Source organism: Streptococcus anginosus, from assembly GCF_900636475.1.
GTDB classification, from domain to species: Bacteria; Bacillota; Bacilli; order Lactobacillales; family Streptococcaceae; genus Streptococcus; species Streptococcus anginosus.
Map to the genome: position 1 here is coordinate 979,959 of NZ_LR134283.1, position 22,137 is coordinate 1,002,095.

Annotated in this window: 19 protein-coding genes and 1 pseudogene; 2 read left to right on the forward strand and 18 right to left on the reverse strand. The window is 38.8% G+C overall.

Annotation, left to right across the window (positions count from 1 at the left end):
• Positions 1-263: 263 nt before the first annotated feature.
• From EL079_RS04745 to rplK, 10 genes are all read right to left on the reverse strand, one after another.
• Complete coding sequence (locus EL079_RS04745) at positions 264-869, reverse strand: superoxide dismutase (protein ID WP_003025442.1); 606 nt, start codon at positions 867-869, stop codon at positions 264-266.
• Between the two features lie 70 nt (positions 870-939).
• A complete protein-coding gene (gene holA, locus EL079_RS04750; protein WP_003030703.1) occupies positions 940-1,977 on the reverse strand; it encodes a DNA polymerase III subunit delta in 1,038 nt (345 codons plus the stop codon).
• Between the two features lie 81 nt (positions 1,978-2,058).
• Positions 2,059-2,913, reverse strand: a complete 855-nt coding sequence (gene cvfB, locus EL079_RS04755) for an RNA-binding virulence regulatory protein CvfB (protein ID WP_003030696.1) — start codon at positions 2,911-2,913, stop codon at positions 2,059-2,061.
• A 351-nt stretch (positions 2,914-3,264) separates the two neighbouring features.
• Positions 3,265-3,822, reverse strand: coding sequence for a ribosome recycling factor (gene frr / locus EL079_RS04760; protein ID WP_003030687.1), 558 nt, complete (start codon positions 3,820-3,822; stop codon positions 3,265-3,267).
• Between the two features lie 3 nt (positions 3,823-3,825).
• On the reverse strand, positions 3,826-4,566 hold the full coding sequence (gene pyrH, locus EL079_RS04765) for a UMP kinase (RefSeq protein WP_003025453.1): 741 nt from the start codon (positions 4,564-4,566) through the stop codon (positions 3,826-3,828).
• A 169-nt stretch (positions 4,567-4,735) separates the two neighbouring features.
• Complete coding sequence (gene icd / locus EL079_RS04770) at positions 4,736-5,938, reverse strand: NADP-dependent isocitrate dehydrogenase (protein ID WP_026248153.1); 1,203 nt, start codon at positions 5,936-5,938, stop codon at positions 4,736-4,738.
• Positions 5,925-7,043, reverse strand: a complete 1,119-nt coding sequence (locus EL079_RS04775) for a citrate synthase (RefSeq protein WP_003025458.1) — start codon at positions 7,041-7,043, stop codon at positions 5,925-5,927. Before EL079_RS04775 ends, icd begins: the two co-directional genes overlap by 14 nt.
• Positions 7,040-9,709, reverse strand: a complete 2,670-nt coding sequence (gene acnA, locus EL079_RS04780) for an aconitate hydratase AcnA (protein ID WP_003030701.1) — start codon at positions 9,707-9,709, stop codon at positions 7,040-7,042. Before acnA ends, EL079_RS04775 begins: the two co-directional genes overlap by 4 nt.
• Before the next feature lie 232 nt (positions 9,710-9,941).
• Positions 9,942-10,631, reverse strand: coding sequence for a 50S ribosomal protein L1 (rplA, locus tag EL079_RS04785; RefSeq protein WP_003032116.1), 690 nt, complete (start codon positions 10,629-10,631; stop codon positions 9,942-9,944).
• A 90-nt stretch (positions 10,632-10,721) separates the two neighbouring features.
• Positions 10,722-11,147, reverse strand: coding sequence for a 50S ribosomal protein L11 (gene rplK, locus EL079_RS04790; RefSeq protein ID WP_003025466.1), 426 nt, complete (start codon positions 11,145-11,147; stop codon positions 10,722-10,724).
• Between the two features lie 162 nt (positions 11,148-11,309).
• Here rplK and EL079_RS04795 point away from each other — a divergent pair, with 162 nt between their 5' ends.
• Positions 11,310-11,663 (forward strand): DUF3397 family protein, encoded by a 354-nt coding sequence (locus EL079_RS04795; protein WP_018543434.1) that lies wholly within the window; start codon positions 11,310-11,312, stop codon positions 11,661-11,663.
• A gap of 44 nt (positions 11,664-11,707) precedes the next feature.
• Here the strand turns inward: EL079_RS04795 and EL079_RS04800 are convergent, their stop codons facing one another.
• The 3 genes from EL079_RS04800 to EL079_RS04810 form a co-directional block, all read right to left on the reverse strand.
• Positions 11,708-14,059 (reverse strand): HAD-IC family P-type ATPase, encoded by a 2,352-nt coding sequence (locus EL079_RS04800; RefSeq protein ID WP_018543433.1) that lies wholly within the window; start codon positions 14,057-14,059, stop codon positions 11,708-11,710.
• Between the two features lie 191 nt (positions 14,060-14,250).
• Positions 14,251-16,548, reverse strand: coding sequence for a DNA translocase FtsK (locus tag EL079_RS04805; RefSeq protein ID WP_003032137.1), 2,298 nt, complete (start codon positions 16,546-16,548; stop codon positions 14,251-14,253).
• A gap of 87 nt (positions 16,549-16,635) precedes the next feature.
• On the reverse strand, positions 16,636-16,845 hold the full coding sequence (locus EL079_RS04810; RefSeq protein WP_003032121.1) for a PspC domain-containing protein: 210 nt from the start codon (positions 16,843-16,845) through the stop codon (positions 16,636-16,638).
• 706 nt (positions 16,846-17,551) lie between these two features.
• Between EL079_RS04810 and EL079_RS04815 the strand changes: the two genes are divergently transcribed.
• Entirely contained in the window at positions 17,552-18,352 is an 801-nt protein-coding gene (locus EL079_RS04815; protein ID WP_003032117.1) for a peptidylprolyl isomerase, read from the forward strand.
• Positions 18,353-18,538: 186 nt separating this feature from the next.
• Here EL079_RS04815 and EL079_RS04820 read toward each other — a convergent pair whose 3' ends face one another.
• The 5 genes and pseudogenes from EL079_RS04820 to EL079_RS04840 form a co-directional block, all read right to left on the reverse strand.
• Positions 18,539-20,080, reverse strand: a complete 1,542-nt coding sequence (locus EL079_RS04820; RefSeq protein ID WP_003032120.1) for an ABC-F family ATP-binding cassette domain-containing protein — start codon at positions 20,078-20,080, stop codon at positions 18,539-18,541.
• 111 nt (positions 20,081-20,191) lie between these two features.
• A pseudogene (locus EL079_RS04825) lies at positions 20,192-20,500 on the reverse strand (DUF898 family protein).
• A 17-nt stretch (positions 20,501-20,517) separates the two neighbouring features.
• Positions 20,518-21,210: a 5'-methylthioadenosine/adenosylhomocysteine nucleosidase gene (locus EL079_RS04830; RefSeq protein ID WP_003032133.1), complete on the reverse strand. Its 693-nt coding sequence runs from the start codon at positions 21,208-21,210 to the stop codon at positions 20,518-20,520.
• A 53-nt stretch (positions 21,211-21,263) separates the two neighbouring features.
• A complete protein-coding gene (macP, locus tag EL079_RS04835) occupies positions 21,264-21,572 on the reverse strand; it encodes a cell wall synthase accessory phosphoprotein MacP (RefSeq protein WP_003025491.1) in 309 nt (102 codons plus the stop codon).
• 10 nt (positions 21,573-21,582) lie between these two features.
• Positions 21,583-22,134, reverse strand: a complete 552-nt coding sequence (locus EL079_RS04840; RefSeq protein WP_003032124.1) for an NUDIX hydrolase — start codon at positions 22,132-22,134, stop codon at positions 21,583-21,585.
• Between the last annotated feature and the right edge of the window lie 3 nt (positions 22,135-22,137).

Here is a 22,137-nt window from a genome sequence, read left to right on the forward strand (position 1 = left end):
TTTCACTCAGAAGAAGATTGTCTTATATGATAAGATATTTTACAAGGAGGAAAAATTATTATTGTCGGAGAAAATATTGATTATGAGCTATTATTTAAAAATCATTATCTCGTTTTTGGCGTGATTGACAGAATAAACGATCATTCTCTGAAATTCCTCAAACAACAAATCTGGTTTTATTTGGAAGGAATGTATAGGTAATTTTACTATAACAGAAAAAAACGAACCTAATCAGATTCGTTTTTTCTATCTCATTGCACACCTTATTTTGCTGCTGCGTACAATTCATTAACCTTATTCCAGTTGATGACTGAGAAGAATGCTTTGATGTAATCTGGACGAACATTGCGGTACTTCACATAATAAGCATGTTCCCAAACATCAATTCCTAAAATTGGTGTTTTCCCTTCAGAGATTGGTGTGTCTTGATTAGCAGTTGAAGTCACTTCTAATTTACCATCATTATTGACCACCAGCCAAGCCCAACCTGAACCAAAGCGACTTGTCGCAGCTGTTGTAAATGCTGCTTTGAAATCCTCAAATGAACCAAATGTTGCTTCAAGGTCTGCTGCTAATGCTGCTGACGGCTCTGTCTTTTCTGGTGTCATCAATTCCCAGAAAAGAGCATGATTGAGATGACCACCACCGTTATTGATAACAGCTTGCCGAATATCCGCTGGAATGGTTTCTACATCTGACAAAAGTTGCTCCAAATCCTCACCGATTTCAGGGTGTTTTGCCAGAGCCGCATTTACATTATTGACATAAGTATTGTGGTGTTTGTCATGATGCAAGTGCATCGTTTCTTCATCAATATACGGTTCCAAAGCATCGTAAGAATAAGGTAAATCAGGTAAAATAATTGCCATTGGTTTGTTCCCCTTTTTCATTTTATATGAAAATGATAACGTAGACCTACAAAATTTTCAACTTATTTGCTTATAAGTTGTGGGTAGCAATCTTTAACAAAGCCAAGTCAAATAAGTAACTTTTCTCATAAACTCCAGACTTGATTTGGTAATCTGTTTCAATCAAGCAAGCAAGTACTTTTTTTAGAAAATCAAGCTGTAAAGAACGCACATCACGCAAAGCATATTTGATTTGAAAAGGATTCACCTTTCGTCCTAAATAACTGGACAAGTCTGCTACAATCTGACTTTCGTTACGTCCATTTTCAAAGAGGATTTTCACTTGCGTGAATATGCGGAACTGTCCCAGCATAATCGCAATCAACTTGATTTCATTTTCACCTTGCAATGTCAAGTCTCGCACCAGGCTTCTTGCCGCATCTACCTTTTGCTGCAAAATCATCTGGGTCAAGTCAAAAATATTGTCCTGCAAAGTCTTTGGAATCGCTTCAGCAATGTCATCACTTGTAATGATGCCATCTTTTTTATAGTCCTTTAAAAAAGCTAGGTTTTTGCTAATTTCACTAAAATCGAAACCAGACTTAATAAGCAATTCTTCTAAAACTTGCGAACGAAGTTCTAACCCCTGTTCTTGAACTTGCTTACTAAAGTAGGTGCGTAAGTCTTGTTCTTTGGGCTCACTTGCTTCAAAAATTTTACCATCTCGCTTGAGCAATTTTACAATTCGCCGTTTACTGTCCAACTTTCCTTCTGCAAAAATGACTAATTTTGTCGTATCTGCAGGATTTTCCAAATATTGCTCAAAAGATTTTAGCTCATCATCCGTCAAATAGCATTTTTTAGCTGTTGTCACATCCAAAAAATGATCCAAAATGACGATCTTCTCTTCAGAAAAGAAGGGCAAACTCACTAGATCAATCTCCACATCTGGATAAACGGCTTCTTTCATATCAAAGTAAGTCATATTTAAATCTGCAGCATCGTATTGAATTTGACGTAAAAATTGTGATTTCATCAATTCAAATTGCCCTGTATCATCACCAGTCAAAATTGTCAGATTAGGTAAATTTGTCAGATTTACTGTTTTGATCTCTTCAATCGCTAACACAATGACCTCCTTTTATGAGGTTTCTTTTCTAACATACCTTTTATTCTATCAAAAATCTTAAAAATAAGATAGATTAGTATCTCAAACCAACTCCGTCCCAGTCACATCCTGCTTAATCTTACCAGCTTTCATCAGACCGCCTAAAGCTTTTTTAAACTGTCCTTTGGAAATGCCAAAGGTAGTCTTTATATCCTCTGGAGACGACTTATCATTCAAAGTCATAAAGCCTCCTTGACTTTCTAGGTATGTCAGAATCATCTGGGCGTCATTTCCCAGCATCTCAAAAGAGCGAGGTTTGAGCGAAAGGTTTAAAGTCCGATCCACCTCTCTAAAACCAATGACACGCGCATCCAAGACCTGACCTAAACGCGGCTCTGTGTAACGCTCGCTGGGGTGGATAAAGCCCAGCATATTATTTTCAGGCAGATAGACAAAGGTTCCAGATAACTTCAAACGATAAACAATAGCCGGCCAATTTTGATTTTGCATATTATTATAAGCTGGACGAGCTAATTTCTGGAAATCTTCTTGGTAGGCTAAAAGCCCCCAAATGCGATCTTTTTTGTCTACATCCAGACGAATATAGAGGTAGTCGCCTTTTTTAGGCCAAAGTTCTTTTATTTCTGGCAAAATGTCAAGAGACACTACAATTTGCTTATCTGGAAGTCCTGTGTCAACAAAAACACCTAAGTCCTTGCGAACATCAGTCACTGTTCCCCAGCCAAAAGTCGTCTGGGTCGCTGTTACATCAAGAGTCGTCAAGCGAAGTTTCTGCTTCATGTCGCTGTAGGCAAAGCCCTTGACCGATTCGCCCAACTGATGCTTACCCTCTTCTTTAGCTAAAGCATACGTTTGCCCGTCTTTTTGGACAAAGTAAAAACGATCATTTTCATCGGTTACAAGACCTATTATAAATGTTGCAAGATTTGTATTCATTTTTTATCTTTCTATCGTTTGAAGTAGATATGAAACATGTCTTCCCACTTCAAAAGAAGAAGCTGGAACAAAAGTGTTCAGCTTCCTTTGTTTATATAGTTATCATTCTAAGACGCAGTAGTTTGGAGAAACTATGTTGACTTTAGTCAATTAGAGTTTCCCATACACAATTAATGGCACTTTAGTGCCTAATCAATCACTGCTGAGTGAGCTCTAACTCATTGATCAATCAACTTTTACAGCCCTACTCGACTTTACGGAGATGGGACGACAAAATCAAGTTTCTAGGAAACGACTGATTTCTGTCCTATTCTCTTTGCTTTCTATTTTTTACTACATATAGAGAAAAGCTTACACTTCAATCAATTCTTTTTCCTTGCTGGCAGTCATTTCATCAATATGCTTAACTGCTTCATCTGTCACCTTTTGAATATCTTTTTCAAGTGTTTTCAATTCATCTTCAGTAATTTCTTTTGCTTTTTCTTGCTTTTTAGCTTCATCCATAGCGTCACGGCGGATATTACGAATAGCAATTTTAGCATTTTCACCGACTTTCTTCACTTCCTTAGCAAGATCACGGCGAGTTTCTTCTGTCAAAGCGGGAATGACCAAACGAATAACCGTACCGTCGCTTGCAGGGGTAATACCAAGATCAGAAGCGTTGAGTGCGCGCTCAATATCTTTGATAGAAGATTTGTCAAACGGCGTCACCAAAAGGACACGCGCTTCAGGAATCGTGATAGACGCGATTTGATTGAGTGGAGTTTCCACTCCATAATACTCAACTGAAATCCGATCTAAAAGGCTGGCATTCGCACGACCAGCACGAATGCTACCAAATTCACGCGCTAAACTTTGGTGTGATTGTGTCATTCTTTCTTTCGCTTTTTCTACAATTGCATTTGCCATAACTTATTCCTCTTCTTTTTCTACATTATTTGAAACGGTTGTTCCGATTTGCTCACCAAAGACAACACGTTTGATATTACCAGGCTCATTCATATTAAAGACAACAAGGTCAATGTCATTATCCATTGAAAGAGTAGAAGCCGTTGAATCCATGATACGAAGACCTTTGTTAATCACGTCACGATGGGTTAATTCATCAAACTTCACAGCTGTCTTATCTTTCTTTGGATCTGCATTATAGACCCCATCAACACCGTTTTTCGCCATAAGAATCGCATCAGCTTCAATCTCAGCTGCACGAAGGGCAGCTGTTGTATCTGTTGAGAAGTAGGGAGAACCAACTCCAGCACCGAAAATAACGATACGTCCTTTTTCCAAGTGTCGCAGAGCGCGTCCACGAATATAAGGTTCTGCTACTTGCTGCATCGCAATCGCTGTCTGTACGCGCGTATCCACCCCCACTTGTTGAAGTGAATCCGCCATAACCAAGGCATTCATGACTGTTCCTAACATTCCTGTGTAGTCAGCCTGCACACGATCCATTCCTGCTTCTGCCGCAGGCTCTCCACGCCAGAGATTTCCACCGCCGATAACAAGGGCGATTTCAATACCTAAATCATGTACTTCCTTGATTTCCTCTGCCATTTTTTGAACGGTTGAAATGTTAATTCCGATCCCTTTCTCACCAGCAAGAGCTTCACCTGATAATTTGATTAAAATACGTTTATATTTCGGGGCTACCATTTTTATTCTCCTTATTTTATCTGTACTATTTTACCATATTTTGAGATTTTTATATAGTCAAATTCTGTAAAAAATAAAAATTTCGAGAAAAAAGTAACACTCACAGGATTTAAAAAACTCCATCCGAAGATAGAGTCCCACGATTTGTTTCATGTGTAAAAATCAGAACCTAAGCTAAAAAATCTAATAAAACCTGAGTGAAATCACTCGTTGAAAGCGCAGGAACACCTTCTATCTGACTAGCAAAATCATCTGTCATCTTTTGAAGTGCTAACGCTTTTTCAATCGCTTTTATAATAACTTGCGCAGCTTCGGACCACCCAATGTAATCAAACATCATGCAGGCAGACAACAAGAGTGAACAAGGATTTGCTTTATTTTGATCTGCGATATCAGGAGCCGTTCCATGCGTTGCTTCAAAAATAGCATGACCTGTTTCATAATTGATATTAGCTCCAGGAGCAATACCAATGCCGCCGACTTGAGCAGCCAGAGCATCACTAACATAATCCCCATTCAAATTTGTCAAAGCTACTACTTGAAATTTTTCAGGATTTAATAGAATTTGTTGTAAAAAATTATCTGCAATCACATCTGTCACAATCAATTGCCCAGCTGCTAATTCCTTTGCAAACTCCTTCTCGGCAAGCTCATAGCCCCATTTTCTGAAACCACCTTCTGTAAATTTTTGGATATTCCCTTTATGAACCAGAGTTACGTTTTTTTCATTGGCAGATAGAGCATAATGAATCGCTGCACGAATCAACCGTTCACTTCCTTGGCGTGAAATTGGTTTAATGCCAATAGCACTCGTCTTCGGAAAACGAATTTTATCAATTCCCATTTTCTCTTGCAAAAATTGTATCACTTGTTGAGCCTCATCAGACTCACTTTCCCATTCAATTCCTGCGTAAATATCTTCGGTATTTTCACGGAAAATTGTCATATCCGTCTTTTCAGGATGTCGTAGTGGGCTAGGAACGCCCGCAAAATACCGTACGGGACGTACACAAGCGTAGAGATCTAGTTCTTGACGCAAGGCAACATTTAAAGAACGAATACCACCACCAACAGGAGTTGTAAGAGGACCTTTAATCGCAACTAAATGATGCTGAATTGTCGTTAAAGTCTCTTCTGGCAACCATTCTCCTGTCAAACGAAAGGCTTTTTCTCCCGTCAATATCTCTTTCCAAAAAATCTTTCTACTGCTTCCATAAGCTATCTCCACCGCTTTATCCAAGACAAGCTGTGCATTTTTCCAAATGTCATGCCCAATTCCATCACCTTCGATATAAGGGATAATGGGATTATCAGGAACGAGCAACTTTTTATTCACAAGACGAATTCTTTCTGCCATTTTATCTCCTCCCAATAGGAATATAATGTAAATTTTGAGCGCCAACATAATGAGATCGAGGTCTAATCAACTTATTATTCTTGCGTTGCTCTTGAATATGGGCAATCCAGCCAGACACTCGACTCATTGCAAAAATCAATGTATAGATACTACTGTCAATACCTAAAACATGGTAAACCGTTGCTGAGTAAAAATCTACATTCGGTATTAAATGCTTGGTGTGCTTCATATAACGTTCGATTTCTTCTGAAATCTGGTACCAAATTTCTTTTTCTGTTCCTTTTGTCAATTCCTCTGCCATTTCTCGCAAATATTTTTCACGAGGATCCTGTGTTTTATAAACACGATGACCAAAGCCCATGATTTTTTCATGTGAAGCTAATTTTCGATCCAAATATGCATTCGTATCACCCTCTGCTTTAATTTCCTTTAACATGTCAAAGACGCATTCATTGGCTCCTCCATGAAGTGACCCTTTTAAAGCGCCGATTGCCGCCGTCACACAAGAATAAATATCGGTTAAAGTGGAAGCACAGACCCGCGCTGCAAAAGTGGAAGCATTTAGCTCGTGATCTGCATGAAGAACCAAAGCACGATTGAAAGCTCGAATTTCTAATTCTGATGGTTCCTGCCCATTTAACATATATAAAAAGTTCGCTGCAAATCCTAAATCTTTTCTCGGTTCAATCGGAGTTTGCCCCGATCTCAACCTTGTAAATGTTGCAATAATCGTTGGAATCTTAGCCATCAATTGAATACTTTGTTCATAAGTTGCTTCTAGAGACGTCTCTTCAGCATGGATATTATAGACTCCTAAAAGACTAACTGTAGAACGTAATACACTCATTGGATGCAGATGCTTGCGCGACTGGATGAGAATACATTGTTCCACCGCATCACTAATGGCATAGTTGGCACGTAAATCGTTCACAAAATGTTTCAATTCAATCTGAGTTGGTAAATGCAAATTCCAAAGTAGGTAAATAACTTCTTCAAAACTTGCATTATTCTCCATCAATTCGGAAATATTATAGCCTGCATAAGAAAGAGTATCATCTATAATCTGACTGATACGAGTCTCACAGGCAATCGTATCTTTTAAACCATTGCTTTGTGTCATTGTTTTACCTCTTGCAATTTCTTTCTAACCACCATTGGTAAAATTCCCCCATTTTCATAATAACGAATATCCGCGTCTGCATCAAAACGAAGACGTGCTTTAAATCGTGCAATTCGATCGCCTTCTTTTGCAATAACCGTTATGACTTGTCCTACCTGTGGCTCTTTCGGCAATTGAATATCAAACGTTTCTTTTCCAGTTAATCCAAGATTTTGAGCATTTTCGCCGTCCAAATATTGAAGAGGAAGAATGCCCATCATGACTAAATTGGAGCGATGAATTCTTTCAAAACTTTCAGCTAAAACCACTTTAACACCCAAAAGATTTGCTCCTTTAGCTGCCCAATCACGACTAGAACCCATACCATAATCGCGACCTGCCAAAATAATCGTATCCACTTTTTCTTTCTTATAACACATAGCAGCTTCATAAATCGGTATCAATTCACCCTTATATTTTGTATAACCACCAAGTTTTCCAGCTGCTAGTTCATTTTTTATCCGAATATTGGCAAAGGTGCCTCTCATCATTACTTCATGATTCCCACGACGACTACCATAAGAATTAAAGTCTTGATAGCTTACACCATGTTCCTCTAAATATGATGCTGCTGGACTATTTCTAGCAATATTTCCTGCTGGAGAAATATGGTCTGTCGTAATCGTATCTCCAAATTTTGCTAAAACAGCTAGATTTTTCAACGGTTGAATGCTTGTATCATCTTCCAAGCCATCAAAATAAGGAGGATTTTGTATATAAGTAGAGGCTTGATTCCAGTGATAGATTTTCGACTTTGTTGTTGGAATTTGATTCCATTTTTCACTATCAGTAAAAACATGCTCATACTCTTTTTTAAACAAACTACTGGTAACGTATTTTTGTACATAGTCTGCTACCAAATCATGATTTGGCATAAGATCCATGAAGTAAACAGGTAGTCCATTCCTATCATATCCAAGCGGTTCACTTGTTAAATCAATATTTGTATTCCCAGCTAAAGCATAAGCGACCACCAGTGGCGGACTAGCTAAAAAATTTGCTTTAACCAAAGGATTGATTCGTCCTTCAAAATTCCGATTACCTGATAGGACAGCGCTAGCAAGTAAATCCGTATCCGTAATTGCTTTTGCCACTTCTGGTAACAAATTTCCAGAATTGCCAATGCAAGTGGTACAGCCATATCCAACAACATTAAAACCTAATTTGTCCAGATAGACTTGGAGACCACTCTCCTTCAAATAAGCCGTAACAACCTTACTGCCTGGTGCAAGTGACGTTTTGACTGTTTTTGAAACACGCAATCCTTTTTCCACAGCACGTTTAGCTACTAAGCCTGCCGCCATTAAGACATATGGGTTGGAGGTATTAGTACAACTAGTAATTGCTGCAATAGCGACATGACCCGTTTTAATCTCTTCTTCATAATCATCAAACAATACCGTCGCTGTTTTCCTCAATTCCTCTCTTGGCAAACCAAAACCTCGAACACCCGCTTCTCGGATAAGACTCGCTTGAAATTCTTGCTTAGCATTTGTCAATTCAATTAAATCCTGTGGCCGTTTGGGACCAGAAATACTTGGAACAATGGTGGACAAATCAATCTCAACAATTTTTGAATAAATTGGCTCCACTTTTTCATCATAAAATAGATGATTCTTTTGAGCATAGAGCCTCGTTAACGCAATATGTTCTTCTTTCCGATTTGTTAATCGCATATAACGAAGGGTCTCTTCATCAATAGGAAAGTAACCGCAAGTTGCTCCATATTCTGGCGCCATATTTGAAACTGTTGCGCGGTCTGCCAAACTAAGTGTTGCTAGTCCTTCCCCAAAGTATTCTACAAATTTTCCAACTACATTTTCTTGTCGTAATCGTTGCGTTACTTTTAAAGCTAAGTCAGTTGCCGTTGTAATCTTGGGCAATTCCCCAACTAAGCGTACACCAATCACTTCTGGAACTGGAAAATAAGAAGCTTCTCCCAACATAGCAGCCTCTGCTTCAATTCCTCCAACTCCCCAGCCAAGAACCCCTATTCCATTGATCATTGTTGTATGACTGTCTGTTCCAAACATTGAATCTGGATAAAGCATGCCGTCTTTTTCAATAACAACATCACTAAGGAATTCAATATTAACTTGGTGAATAATCCCAGTTGCAGGTGGAACTGCACGATAATTATCAAAAGATTGCTCAGCCCATTTCAAAAATTCATACCGCTCATTATTACGTGAAAATTCTTTTGTTATATTTTCTTCCAAAGCAGTCTCACAGCCATAACAATCAACTTGCACACTATGGTCAATGACTAAATCCACAGGAATTTCAGGATTGATAAGTTCTGGATCTCCCCCATTTGTTACAACTGCATCGCGCATACTTGCCAAGTCAACAACAACTGGTACTCCCGTAAAATCCTGTAAAATAACACGACTTGGTTTAAAGGGCACTTCACCTTTTGGTTTAACAGCTTGATAGTGCATCAGATTCTCTATGTGATGTTTTCTTACAACATTACCATCTTCTTTTCGCAAAAGACTTTCTAATAATATGCGAATAGAATAAGGAAGATTGTCTAAGTTTCCACCCATATCTAATGCCGCTTTTTCGAGATCAATATAGCTATATTCTCGCTTATCTTGATATAATATAGATTTATATGTTAGCATGAGAAACCTCCCACTAGGAATAATTATTTTATATTATACAATTTTACAAAAATTCATGCAATAGTTTTTTAAAAAATATGTTATAAAATATAACATAAAAGATTTTTGTTTTAAATATGTATCTCCCTGCAAATTTTATTCCAAATATAAAAAGCGATGAATTCATCAATCCAACGCTTTTGATTTTAGCAAAAGAAAAACTCCATCCGAAGATAGAGTTTTAGATTCTAAATTAAAGTGTGTTAACATCAACCTTAATACCCACACCTTGGGTAGTGGTGATAGTAAGATTTGTCATGTAAGTTCCTTTTACTGTAGCTGGTTTAGCTTTTGCAATCACATCGTGGAATGCTTTGAAGTTTTCAACCAACTTATCAGCATCAAATGAAACTTTACCAATGATAGCTTGTACGTTACCTGCACGGTCTGCACGGTAAGTAATTTTACCACCTTTAGACTCTTCAACTGCTTTTGCAACATCCATTGTTACAGTACCAGTTTTAGGGTTTGGCATCAAGTTACGTGGTCCAAGGATACGTCCAAGACGTCCAACAAGTGCCATCATATCAGGTGTAGCAATTACGACATCAAAGTCAAGCCAGCCACCGTTGATTTTTGCAACGAGGTCATCTTCACCAACGAAGTCTGCACCAGCAGCTTTTGCTTCTTCTGCTTTTGCACCACGTGCAAAAACAAGCACACGTTGAGTTTTACCAGTTCCGTTTGGAAGAACCATTGCACCACGGATTTGTTGATCCGCTTTTTTTACATCAATGTTCAAGTTATAAGCAACTTCTACAGTTGCGTCAAATTTTGCAAAGTTTGTTTCTTTTGCAAGTGCTACAGCTTCTTCTACACTGTATGCTTTTGTGCTGTCGATTTTTTCAAGAGCAGCACGAAGTTGTTTGCTTTTTTTAGCCATTTTCTATTCTCCTTGTAAGTGGTTCAATCGATTTTCATCTCCCACGTCCTTCTCGAAATGATGAAGTCTTGCGGGTTTGGGTGTTATTGATTAGTCAACAACAGTGAATCCCATAGAACGAGCAGTACCTTCGATCATACGCATTGCAGACTCAAGGTTTGCAGCGTTCAAATCTGGCATCTTAGTTTCAGCAATTTCTTGTACTTGTGCACGAGTAACTGTTGCAACTTTTGTTTTGTTTGGTGTACCTGATCCTTTTTCAACACCTGCAGCTTTTTTCAAAAGAACAGCAGCTGGTGGTGTCTTTGTTACGAAAGTAAATGATTTGTCTTCATATACTGAGATAACAACTGGGATAATCATACCAGCTTGATCAGCTGTACGAGCGTTGAACTCTTTCGTGAATCCCATGATGTTGATACCGGCTTGACCAAGCGCAGGACCAACTGGTGGAGCTGGAGTAGCTTTACCAGCAGGGATTTGCAATTTTACAAGTTTTTCGACTTTTTTAGCCATCTTTAAATCCTCCTTTGTGGTTTTGGCGGTAATATAAGATTTTTACCTCCCACAAGTATGCTTCTTGCATACCTTTCTATTATACACTAAAACGACTAAATTGCAAGAAAAAATACTAAAAAAATTCTCTATTTTTCTCTATTTTTGTGGTAAAATATGTGTATGACATTATTAAAAATCGCATCTATTTTATTTATCTTTTTAACTATTATTTTAACCATTATTATTACTAAATTATTTCGCTTGAAACGATTTGGCTTGAATTTTGCAGATTTGGCTTTTCCACTTTTTGTGTTAGAATTCTATGTCATCTCTGATAGAGCTTTCTACCACAGTTTCTTGCCAGAATTAGCATTAGCCCTTTCTGCCTTAGCAATTGCCATTACTGTCTACTTTCTTCGAGTTAAACGCAGTTTTTACTATCCTAAGTTCTTTAAATTTTTCTGGCGAGCTGGTTTTATTTTGACCTTCTTTCTCTACCTCGCCATGGCGATTGGCTTATTTTTAACAAAATAATAAAAAATATCGGACAGACTCATCTGCTTCCGATATTTTTATATTTAATATTTTGTTGAGAACTTATCAAATAGAGCAAATAACTTATTTGTTATGAATTGAAACAATCTCATGAGTGATTCTAACATTAAGGAAAGAATGACTGTGAGGATAATGGTAATCGGTGAGATTTTGGATAACAAAAAGATAGAGTGAAATAACAAGCCCGAAATCACCAAGCCGATGATGTTAAAGAGTACGACAATGGTTTTCATTCGATTGAGCGGCTGAATAAGCTTGATGATGATAATGAAACCAACCACTGCTAATAAGATAACAGATGATGTCGCAACTTCTTGCGTGGATAATCGAAAAATCCGACCACAAGCCATGACAATCAAAACGGCCAATAAATCAACAAAAGCTGCTGGTATCGCATTCTGTAAAACCGTTCTGATGAAACGCCCTCGAATGCGCTGCTTGTTGGGCTCCAAAGCTAACATAAATCCTGGTATACCAATAGTGAACGCACTAATCAAGGAAACTTGTGATGCTTGCAAAGGATAGGTAAAAGCAAACAAACTGGACAAAATAGCTAGTGAAATGGAAAAGATATTTTTCACAAGAAATAAACTAGCGGAACGCTGAATGTTATTGACAACCCTACGTCCTTCTGTCACAATATGCGGCATATGCGAAAAGTCAGAATCCAGCAAAACAACTTGTGCAATCTGTTTGGTAGCACCGTTGCCTGACTCCATAGCAATGCTGCAATCTGCAGTCTTCATTGCTAAAATATCATTTACACCGTCACCTGTCATTGCAACTTTATGTTGATTAGCTTGAAGTGCTTGAACTAATTTTTGTTTCTGTTGAGGGGTCACTCGACCAAAGACCGTATATTTTTCAACTGCTTGAGTGATTTTTTCATCAGTATCCAAGTTTTGCGCATCTACATAATTTTCAGCATGAGGAATCTCTGCTTTGGTAGCCACTGCAGCAACTGTGACAGGATTATCTCCTGAAATAACTTTGACTTCCACACCTTGAACATCAAAATATGAAAAGGTCTCGGCTGCATTTTCTCGAATTGGATTTTCTAATAAGATGAAGAGTAGGGGTTCTACTGTTTGAGTCAAATCACCTGTAAATGGCTGATCTTTTGATTCAGCAAAAACAAGAACCCGTGAGCCATTTTCTGCATATTGTTGAAAATAGTTGCGATATTCTTCCAGCTTTTCTTTTAATACAAACTCCGGAGCACCTAAAATAAAATTGCTGTTTTTGAAAGAAATAGCACCAAACTTGGTCTTTGAACTAAACGGAAAGGTTTTCACCACGGTCCAATCCTTTTCTACTACTTCTGAAGCAAAAAAGTCTCGAATCGCTGCAATCGTTTCATTTTCATCTGGACTTGCTGCCAGATATTGTTTAAGAGCTTCCTGCGAGGCATTCTTGTCTTGCTGAGCAGAGAGCACTTGTACAACTTTCATCGTATTTTCCGTAATGGTTCCTGTCTTATCTACACACAAAACATCTACACGAGAAAGAGACTCAATCCCCTTCATGCTGTTTAATAAAACCTGCTGTCTTGCTAGACTAGCTGCTCCCAAAGCCAGCGCTAGAGTCATCAAAAGATAAAGCCCTTCTGGAATCATCCCAATAATAGCTCCTACCGTGGAGACAATACTAACTTGAAAACTTTCGTGATTGGTCACATAACTTTGGAAAAATAGAAGAAGCCCTAAAGGAATAATCAAAAATCCAATCACTTTAACCAGATTATTGACCGAACGTACCATTTCAGATTCTTCTTTTCCAGAGACTTCTTTTGCTTTCAATGTCAGTTGATTGATGTAGGATTCATCGCCTACTTTTTCCAAACGAGCATAGGCTTTGCCAGATACGACAAAACTGCCTGACATGACAGTATCCCCTATTTGCTTTGCGATTTCATCCGCTTCTCCTGTCAACTGTGATTCATTGACTTTCAATTCACCTGATACAATCTTAGCATCTGCATAGATTTGGTCTCCTGTCGAGAAAAGAACGATATCATCTTGTACTAAATCTTTTGTCTCTAGTTGGATTTCTTTACTGTCTCGTACTGCAATCGCTGTGTAGTGATGAAGTAACTGCATGTTGCTCAATATTTTGCGCGCTCTAAGCTCTTGAACAATTCCAATCAAAGAATTGATAATAACAATAGGTAAAAAAAGTAAATTATTCCATGATTGTACAATTATCAGCAATAGAGCAAGAACAAAAAAGATGAAATTAAAATAAGTAAAGACATTGGATTGAATGATTTGCCAAGTTGTCTTCTCCGTACTAACCGTTACTTTATTGACTAAGCCTTTTTGAATTCGTTCTTCAACCTCTTGTTGGCTAAGCCCTGTGTATATCTGTTCTGACATATAGCCTCCATTCACAAATCATATTAGTATTCTATCAAAAAAGTTATCCTTAGGTTATAGAAAAGTCATAAAACTGGAAAACATGAGATTTTTCATACCTTTTCTACAAAACTTTAAAATAGAACAGCTACAAAAAATCCCAACAGAAATTTGTTGGGAAAGGATGTTACATTTTTTAAACAGCACTTATTTTAGTTATTCAATAAAACTTTTCTTGGCTTGGTGCCTTCTGCTGGACCGATGACACCCGCAGCTTCTAGCTCTTCCATGAGCCGAGTCGCACGATTAAATCCGACAGACAATCGACGTTGGAGCATTGAAGCACTCGCTTTTTGAGTTTCTATGACCAAAGCCTTGGCTTCTTCAAAGAGTGGATCACCTTGTTCACTCTCACTACCTGAATCCATGTCATTCTCAGATACTTCGCCTGGGTCAAAATTATCATCATAATCTGCTTCGGCTTGATTTTTAACAAAAGTGACAATGCGCTCTACATCTTCATCGGAAATAAATGATCCTTGCAGACGGACAGGATGATTTTCATCAATCGGCTTAAAGAGCATATCCCCACGTCCCAAGAGTTTCTCGGCACCATTTTCATCTAGAATCGTTCGGCTATCAGTTCCGCTAGAGACAGCAAAAGCAATCCGCGAAGGAACATTTGCCTTAATGAGCCCAGAAATAACATCAACAGACGGTCGCTGAGTGGCCAAAATCATGTGAATACCAGCCGCTCGAGCTTTTTGTCCCAAGCGAATAATAGCGTCTTCCACTTCTTTGCTGGCTACCATCATAAGGTCTGCCAACTCATCCACAATGACCACAATCAAAGGAAGAGGAACTTGTTTATATTCTGGTTGACTAGCATTGTACTCGGCTACTTTGGCATTGTAACCAGCAATATTGCGAGCACCAACCTTAGAAAAGAGCTCATAGCGATTTTCCATTTCATCGACCACTTTTTGCAAAGCCCGACTCGCCTTGCGAGGGTTGGTCACAACAGGGATAAGCAAGTGAGGAATATCATTATAAACAGACAATTCAACCATTTTAGGATCGACCATCATGAACTTGACTTCATCTGGTCGTGCTTTCATGAGAATACTAGCAATAATGCCATTGACTGCAACAGATTTCCCTGAACCAGTCGATCCTGCTACTAGCAAGTGAGGCATTTTTGCCAAATCAAACGTCCGAACAGAGCCATTGACGGCTTTTCCTAAAGGAATTTCGAGTAATTTCTTATCATCTGTCTTAGACTGTTCCCAGAGTTCACGGAAAGTGACCGTCGCAATCTCGGAGTTTGGTACTTCAATTCCGACTAGAGATTTGCCCGGAATGGGTGCCTCAATCCGCACATCTTTAGCGGCCAAAGCCAAAGCTAAATCGTCAGCCAGATTGGAAATGCGGTTGACCCGCACTCCGACGGCTGGTTTGACTTCGTATTTGGTCACAGACGGTCCGATTTCAGCACGTTCAACGGCAGCACGAATGCCAAAGCTAGTGAATGTTTCTTCTAAAATCTTGATATTTTCGCGGACAATTTTCTTTTCTTTGGATTGATTTTTAGGCTTGTCTGGCGCAAACAGATTGATTGTTGGCAGTTTGTAATCGAAACTTTCTTTAGGAGTGAAATTCACTTCCACATCTTCATCTATATCATCTTGCTGATCTTCTTCGTGTGATTTCTCAGTTATACCCTCATCATAATCGTAGATTTCCGGTTCTCCCTCTTCAAATTGAATCGGAGTGTGCGCCAAGACATCATCATCTAAAATTTCTCCCGTTTCAGGATCAATTTGTAGCTCGTCTTGCTCTACTTGAATAGCACTCATCGCTTCTTGTGCAGCTTTTTCTTCTTTTTCCACAAATCGTTGCTGGCGCTTTGCTTCCCGCTTTTCATTCCATGCATGATAAGCTTCGCTTATTTTTTCAAAAATATCATAAATCGAATACGGACTAATGAGTAGCGCTCCTAACAATATCAGGAGAACACCGATAAAGTAGGAGCCAATATTTGAAAATAAAAAGGCTACAGGAGTATAAAGAGCAGCTCCTAATAAACCACCACCAGCAAAAGAACTGACTTTGACAGCTGTCAAATCTGTTAAAATCCGTGACAAGGTTGTACTCAGAACCTGTCCTTTTAAATTTAAAACATTTACAAAATAAGCTTGAAATATGAGTAGCAAGCCAATAAAAATACTGAAAAAGCCTGATTTATAGCCTTCATGCTTATTAACCCACTTAAAAAAGAAAAGGTAAATGAGACTGGCTATAATAGCCATATAGGCTAAACTTCCTACTAACAATCGAATAAGGTTGTAAAGAGTGATTCCAACGGCACCCCATTTTAAGGCTGCAAAAAGAAGCAAAAAAGCAACTCCGAAAGTTACTAACATCCTTCGAATAGCTTTTTGACGTTCTAATTCTGCTTTTGTCGGCCGTCTTGTTGTCCGACCTTTCTTACTATTTTTCTTATTTGCCATAAACTTTATTATATCACAAATCACACACTAATCCAATGCAAGAAAAAAAGTAGAAGTTCCATGTTTCCACTTTTTAAACAACATTGCTTACTTCCAAATCACATCATCATTCCCATCATCTTCTGGCAAGACAAACCACAAAATCAAGTAAGGGATCAGACCGATTCCATATACAAAAAATGCTACTCCCCAGATTAGTCGTACAATGGTAGGATCAATGTCAAAATAATTTGCAACACCTGCACAAACACCCGCAATTTTTTTATTTCGCACGTCTCTTGTCAATCTTTTAGCCATTCTCTATCCCTCCTTTATAGATTTATTATAACATAAAATGTTTATCATTAAATTAATCTAATAAAGAATTTCCGTATACTAATTGTCAAAAATTCATCGTCAGCAGGATTAAAAACATTACTTTTGCAATCGACCTAGAATAAAGTGAGAAATTGGTCCAACAATCAGAAAATTCAAAAGAAAAGCTACAATAAAATTGGTTAGCCAAGTTCCTAGATAATTGGCTAGTGAAAGCGGTACGCTATTAAAAAATATACCATAAAAAGGCATCGGTGAAACCATGATCAGAACCATACCACCTGAAACAAGAATAATTTTCTACCAAGTTTTATGGCATTCCGTTAAAAATTTAAAAGCAAGTTCTTTTACAACTGATTCTGCTACAAGTAGGTCCAAGAAAAAAGCGATAAACAATCCTGGCACATATCCCATTGCTAAATGAATCCCCCAAAAATGCCCTACAACAGACAACTACAAAATGCTCATTTCCAAAACCCTCATGCTACACATGAGGACTGTAAAAAATAATGATTTCCTAAAATTCTTAGGCAGCAAATGCCTCATTTCTTTATTGCTAAACGCTGTTTTAGTACAAAAAAAGAGCCCGATAGTGCCTTTTAGTTAGTATAGATAACCCTCAAAAGATTTGAAAAATTAGCTTGTTTATAGTAAAATGTGAATAGTTTTAAATTCAGAAAGGACATGTATGAAAAAATTACTCATTTTAGCATTGGCTGGAGCCTTATTTTTAACAGGCTGTGGCAGCATAAAAAAAGCTATTCGGAGAAATGAGACTTCGGGATCAAGTACAACAACATCCAGCTCAGATACCACAGATAAATTAGCTGAAGAACGAAAAAAAGTATTGACAGATAAGAATATCTCTTTCCCACAATTGTCTGATAAAGTCGCAGATAATGAAGCACAAGTGAAAATAACAACGACGGAAGGTGCTATCACTCTAAAACTTTTTCCTAAATATGCTCCGCTGGCTGTAGAAAATTTCTTAACTCATGCTAAAGAAGGTTATTACAATGGCTTGATTTTCCATCGTGTCATCAAAGATTTTATGATTCAAACAGGAGATCCCCTAGGAAATGGTACTGGCGGGGAATCAATTTGGAAAGGAAAGAATGAAAAGATTGATTCTGGAAGCGGATTTAAAACAGAGATTTCTCCTTATCTCTACAATATCCGTGGTGCGTTATCAATGGCTCGTTCTTCAGATCCAAATTCTAACGGTAGCCAATTCTTTATCAATCAAAACAATAAAGATAATTCTAGCAGACTATCAAGCGATGCTTATCCTGAAAAAATCATTGAAGCCTATAAAAAAGGGGGGAATCCTAGCTTAGACGGCGATTATACAGTTTTTGGACAAGTTACTTCTGGTATGGAAGTTGTAGATAAAATTGCTACAACAGAAATCGGTGAAAACGATAAACCCAAAAAAGAGATTAAAATTGAGAAAATTGAAATCATCAAAGATTATACATTTAAGAAATAAAGACAAAACAGAGTCTGGAACTTTTTTGTTCCAGACTCGTTTGTTTTCTATACACAGTAGTTGAGTGGGCTCTAATGCGCTAATGTTTCAGCTTTTACAGACCTACTAGACCTTGCAGAGGTGAGATGGTAAAATCGATTTCTTACGAAATACCGATTTTTGTCCCACTCCCCGTTTTCTTTATTCTTACGTTAATTGATTAAAATCCCAAATCTGATCCATCCAGCCTTCATAGAAATCAGGCTCGTGGCAGACCATGAGAATGCTGCCCTTGTATTCTTTCAGAGCTCGCTTCAGCTCTTCCTTGGCATCTACATCCAGGTGGTTGGTCGGCTCGTCCAGCACCAGAACATTATTTTCTCGGTTCATGAGGAGGCAAAGGCGAACCTTGGCCTGCTCCCCTCCGGATAGGACTTGAATCTGACTTTCGATATGCTTAGAAGTTAGACCACATCTAGCCAGAGCTGCTCGAACTTCTGCCTGATTAAGAGCTGGGAAGGCGTTCCAGACTGCTTCGAGCGGCGTCTGACGATTGCCGCTTTCAACTTCCTGCTCGAAATAACCCAATTCCAGATAGTCTCCACGTTCTACTTGACCAGCTATTGGAGGAATGATACCTAGCAAACTCTTTAGCAGGGTGGTTTTTCCGATTCCGTTAGCTCCTATAATGGCAACTTTCTGATTACGCTCAAAAGTTAAATTAAGCGGTGAAGTTAATGGACGATCGTAACCAATTTTCAAATCCTGAGTTTGAAAGATAAAGCGACCAGGCGTGCGAGCAGATTTGAAGTCAAAGGAAGGCTTGGGCTTTTCACTCTGCAGCTCAATGATGTCCATCTTATCCAGCTTTTTCTGACGGGACATTGCCATATTCCGAGTAGCTACACGGGCTTTGTTGCGCGCTACGAAGTCTTTTAAATCAGCAATTTCCTTCTGCTGCCGTTCATAGGCTGCTTCCAGTTGAGATTTTTTCATTTCATAGACTTCCTGAAACTGATAATAATCTCCAGAATAACGAGTCAGATGTTGATTTTCCACATGGTAGACGATATTGATCACATCGTTTAAGAAAGGAATATCATGCGAGATCAGAACAAAGGCATTTTCATAGTTCTGTAGGTAGCGCTTAAGCCAGTCAATGTGCTCAACATCCAGATAGTTGGTTGGCTCATCCAAGAGTAGGATATCCGGTTTTTCAAGAAGTAGCTTAGCCAAGAGAACCTTGGTCCGCTGCCCACCAGATAGCTCTGTCACATCACGCTCCATACCGTAGTCCATGACACCCAGAGCTCGTGCGACCTCGTCAATCTTAGCATCTAGAGTATAGAAATCTCGACTCTCCAAGCGATCCTGTAGCTCGCCCACTTCCTCCATAAGAGCATCAACATCGGCTCCTTCCTCAGCCATGCTCATATAGATTTCATTGATGCGGGCCTCAGTTTTGAAAAGCTCGTCAAAAGCTGTGCGCAAGACATCGCGGACAGACTGGCCTTGCTCCAACACAGCATGCTGATCCAGATAGCCAGCAGTTACATATTTGGACCACTCAACCTTACCCTCGTCTGGTAGCATTTTCCCTGTCACAATGCTCATAAAGGTTGACTTACCTTCACCATTAGCACCAACCAAGCCAATATGCTCACCCTTGAGCAGACGGAAGGATACATCCTCAAAAATAGCCCGGTCACCAAAACCGTGGCTGAGATTTTTTACTTCTAAAATACTCATCTTTTCTCCTATATCATTGATTGCAGTTCCTTGATTATACCATCAAAAGGGATTTTTTGGCAAGACAGAAGAAAAGGAAAAGCGAGCAACTTAAGTCTCGCTTGCTTGTTCTCAATTCGCATGATGAGTATGTTTAGTAATCCACTGGATCAGTTTGATATTAAGCCAAAAACCGTAAATACCAAAGGTAACAAGCGTCAAGAGCCACCACTTAATCCAATTTCCAAAAAGCTGTATTGCAGTACCGTCAAAATAGAGACGGTGCCCGTCAATGACCGTATGCTTTACCTTCCAATTATATAGGATACACATGCCTCAAGGTGCACAGATACCCAGCGTCAAAACTGTAATCAAGATAGCTAAAATAGCATGACCAATGTAAAAAAATAGACTACCATCAAAATAAGACTCTTTATACATAATATCTTCTCCTCTATCTAAACCAATTCTTTCAGAAATTGAATCAGGGTTTCTGCTGAGCGTTTCCCGGCTTCAAGAATGAATTCATCAAAAGTGACATTAGCATCATGGCTAGCTGTGTCGCTCATAGCTCGGAGAACCATAAAAGGTAGGCCAATCGAGTGAGTAGCTTGGGCAATAGCAGTGCCTTCCATCTCGACAGCTAAAACATCTGGAAAATGCTGCTTGATGCGATTAATCTTATCTTGACCGGCAACAAAGCTGTCACCTGTCGCAATTAAACCAACACGACTCGTCTGATGTGTCTTTTCTAAAATCTTTTTCATTTCAGAAACCAAATAACGGCTAGCTTCAAAATAAAGTGGCTGGCGCGCCATTTGTCCGTATTCATAACCAAAAGCTGTTACATCTACATCGTGGTATACTAGACGGTCAGCAACTACAATATCGCCGATTTCCAACCCTTCGGCTACCGCTCCAGCAGAACCTGTATTGATGACAGCTGTAACCTTGAAGTCATTGACCAAAACAGCTACACTCATAGCAGACATGACCTTGCCGATGCCGCTTTCTACCAGCACGACTTCATGTCGACCGATACTTCCTGTATGGTAAACATGCCCCAAACGTAAGTGTTTTTCAGCATTTTCTAAGTTTTCCACTAAGATTTTTAATTCCTCAGGCATAGCTGCAATAATTCCGATTTTCATTATTTCCTCTCATTCTATCATAAAAAAAGCGAAAGTCTAAGCTTCTCGCTTTTTTATAGCCAAATAATAGCAGCAATCAAAGCAATCAAAAGCAGGACAATCCAAAATAGAATTTTGTTTAATTTCGCTTGGAATACTCCGCGTTTTGCATTTTCAATGCGTCGACTTTTGGTTACTGTTGGTTCTACATCAATTTGAAGTGTATCTTGATTGAAACCGCTAGTTGGAGAAGAATAACCAAACTGACTTCTAGTCGTTTTTAAAATTTTGGTTTCTTCCTCATCATGCAAAGGTGGACCTGAAATATCTTCACCACGATTTGCCCGTTCAATCATTTCATCTGTTAATAAAGGTCTTCCCATGAGCGTCCCCCTATCTTCGATTCATTTTCATTTCCCAATATTGAAGTGCAATAATGGTTTTTGCATCACAAATATCACCACTAGCAAGGAGAGCTTTCGCTTCTTCCAAGGTCACTTCATGGAGTTCTAAGGTCTCGTCCTCATCTTGTGGACGAGGATTTTCAACTTTTGTCAAATGGCTAGCACTATAAAGTCTGGTTCGCTCATTGCAAAAGCCAATCGCCGAATAGAAATCATAGAGCAGTTCCAATTCACCTGTATAGCCGGTCTCTTCTTCCAATTCACGCAAAGCAGCAGCTTTAGGATCCGCATTTTCACCGACTTCTAACTTGCCTGCCGGAATTTCATAAGAGGTTGCTTCAATAGCTTTGCGGTACTGCTTGACCAAAATCATTTTGTCTTCTGGGGTTAACGCAATAACTGCTACAGCACCATTATGGAAAATCAAATCACGGTAAGCTGTCCCTTTCCCAGCCGGTAGCTGAACTTTATCCTTGACAAGGTTAAAAATAGGACCTTGATAAATTTCTGTTCGTTTTAGCGTTTTTTCTTCAAAATCCATAGC

Bases quoted from the DNA above. Each gene is read 5' to 3' on its own strand.
- EL079_RS04745 (WP_003025442.1), bottom strand. From the start codon at position 869: ATGGCAATTATTTTACCTGATTTACCTTATTCTTACGATGCTTTGGAA.
- EL079_RS04815 (WP_003032117.1), top strand. From the start codon at position 17,552: ATGAAAAAATTACTCATTTTAGCATTGGCTGGAGCCTTATTTTTAACA.
- acnA (WP_003030701.1), bottom strand. From the start codon at position 9,709: ATGCTAACATATAAATCTATATTATATCAAGATAAGCGAGAATATAGC.
- EL079_RS04795 (WP_018543434.1), top strand. From the start codon at position 11,310: ATGACATTATTAAAAATCGCATCTATTTTATTTATCTTTTTAACTATT.
- EL079_RS04820 (WP_003032120.1), bottom strand. From the start codon at position 20,080: ATGAGTATTTTAGAAGTAAAAAATCTCAGCCACGGTTTTGGTGACCGG.
- cvfB (WP_003030696.1), bottom strand. From the start codon at position 2,913: ATGAATACAAATCTTGCAACATTTATAATAGGTCTTGTAACCGATGAA.
- rplA (WP_003032116.1), bottom strand. From the start codon at position 10,631: ATGGCTAAAAAAAGCAAACAACTTCGTGCTGCTCTTGAAAAAATCGAC.
- EL079_RS04810 (WP_003032121.1), bottom strand. From the start codon at position 16,845: ATGGCTAAAAGATTGACAAGAGACGTGCGAAATAAAAAAATTGCGGGT.
- EL079_RS04775 (WP_003025458.1), bottom strand. From the start codon at position 7,043: ATGACACAAAGCAATGGTTTAAAAGATACGATTGCCTGTGAGACTCGT.
- EL079_RS04800 (WP_018543433.1), bottom strand. From the start codon at position 14,059: ATGTCAGAACAGATATACACAGGGCTTAGCCAACAAGAGGTTGAAGAA.
- EL079_RS04840 (WP_003032124.1), bottom strand. From the start codon at position 22,134: ATGGATTTTGAAGAAAAAACGCTAAAACGAACAGAAATTTATCAAGGT.
- EL079_RS04805 (WP_003032137.1), bottom strand. From the start codon at position 16,548: ATGGCAAATAAGAAAAATAGTAAGAAAGGTCGGACAACAAGACGGCCG.
- macP (WP_003025491.1), bottom strand. From the start codon at position 21,572: ATGGGAAGACCTTTATTAACAGATGAAATGATTGAACGGGCAAATCGT.
- rplK (WP_003025466.1), bottom strand. From the start codon at position 11,147: ATGGCTAAAAAAGTCGAAAAACTTGTAAAATTGCAAATCCCTGCTGGT.
- pyrH (WP_003025453.1), bottom strand. From the start codon at position 4,566: ATGGTAGCCCCGAAATATAAACGTATTTTAATCAAATTATCAGGTGAA.
- EL079_RS04830 (WP_003032133.1), bottom strand. From the start codon at position 21,210: ATGAAAATCGGAATTATTGCAGCTATGCCTGAGGAATTAAAAATCTTA.
- frr (WP_003030687.1), bottom strand. From the start codon at position 3,822: ATGGCAAATGCAATTGTAGAAAAAGCGAAAGAAAGAATGACACAATCA.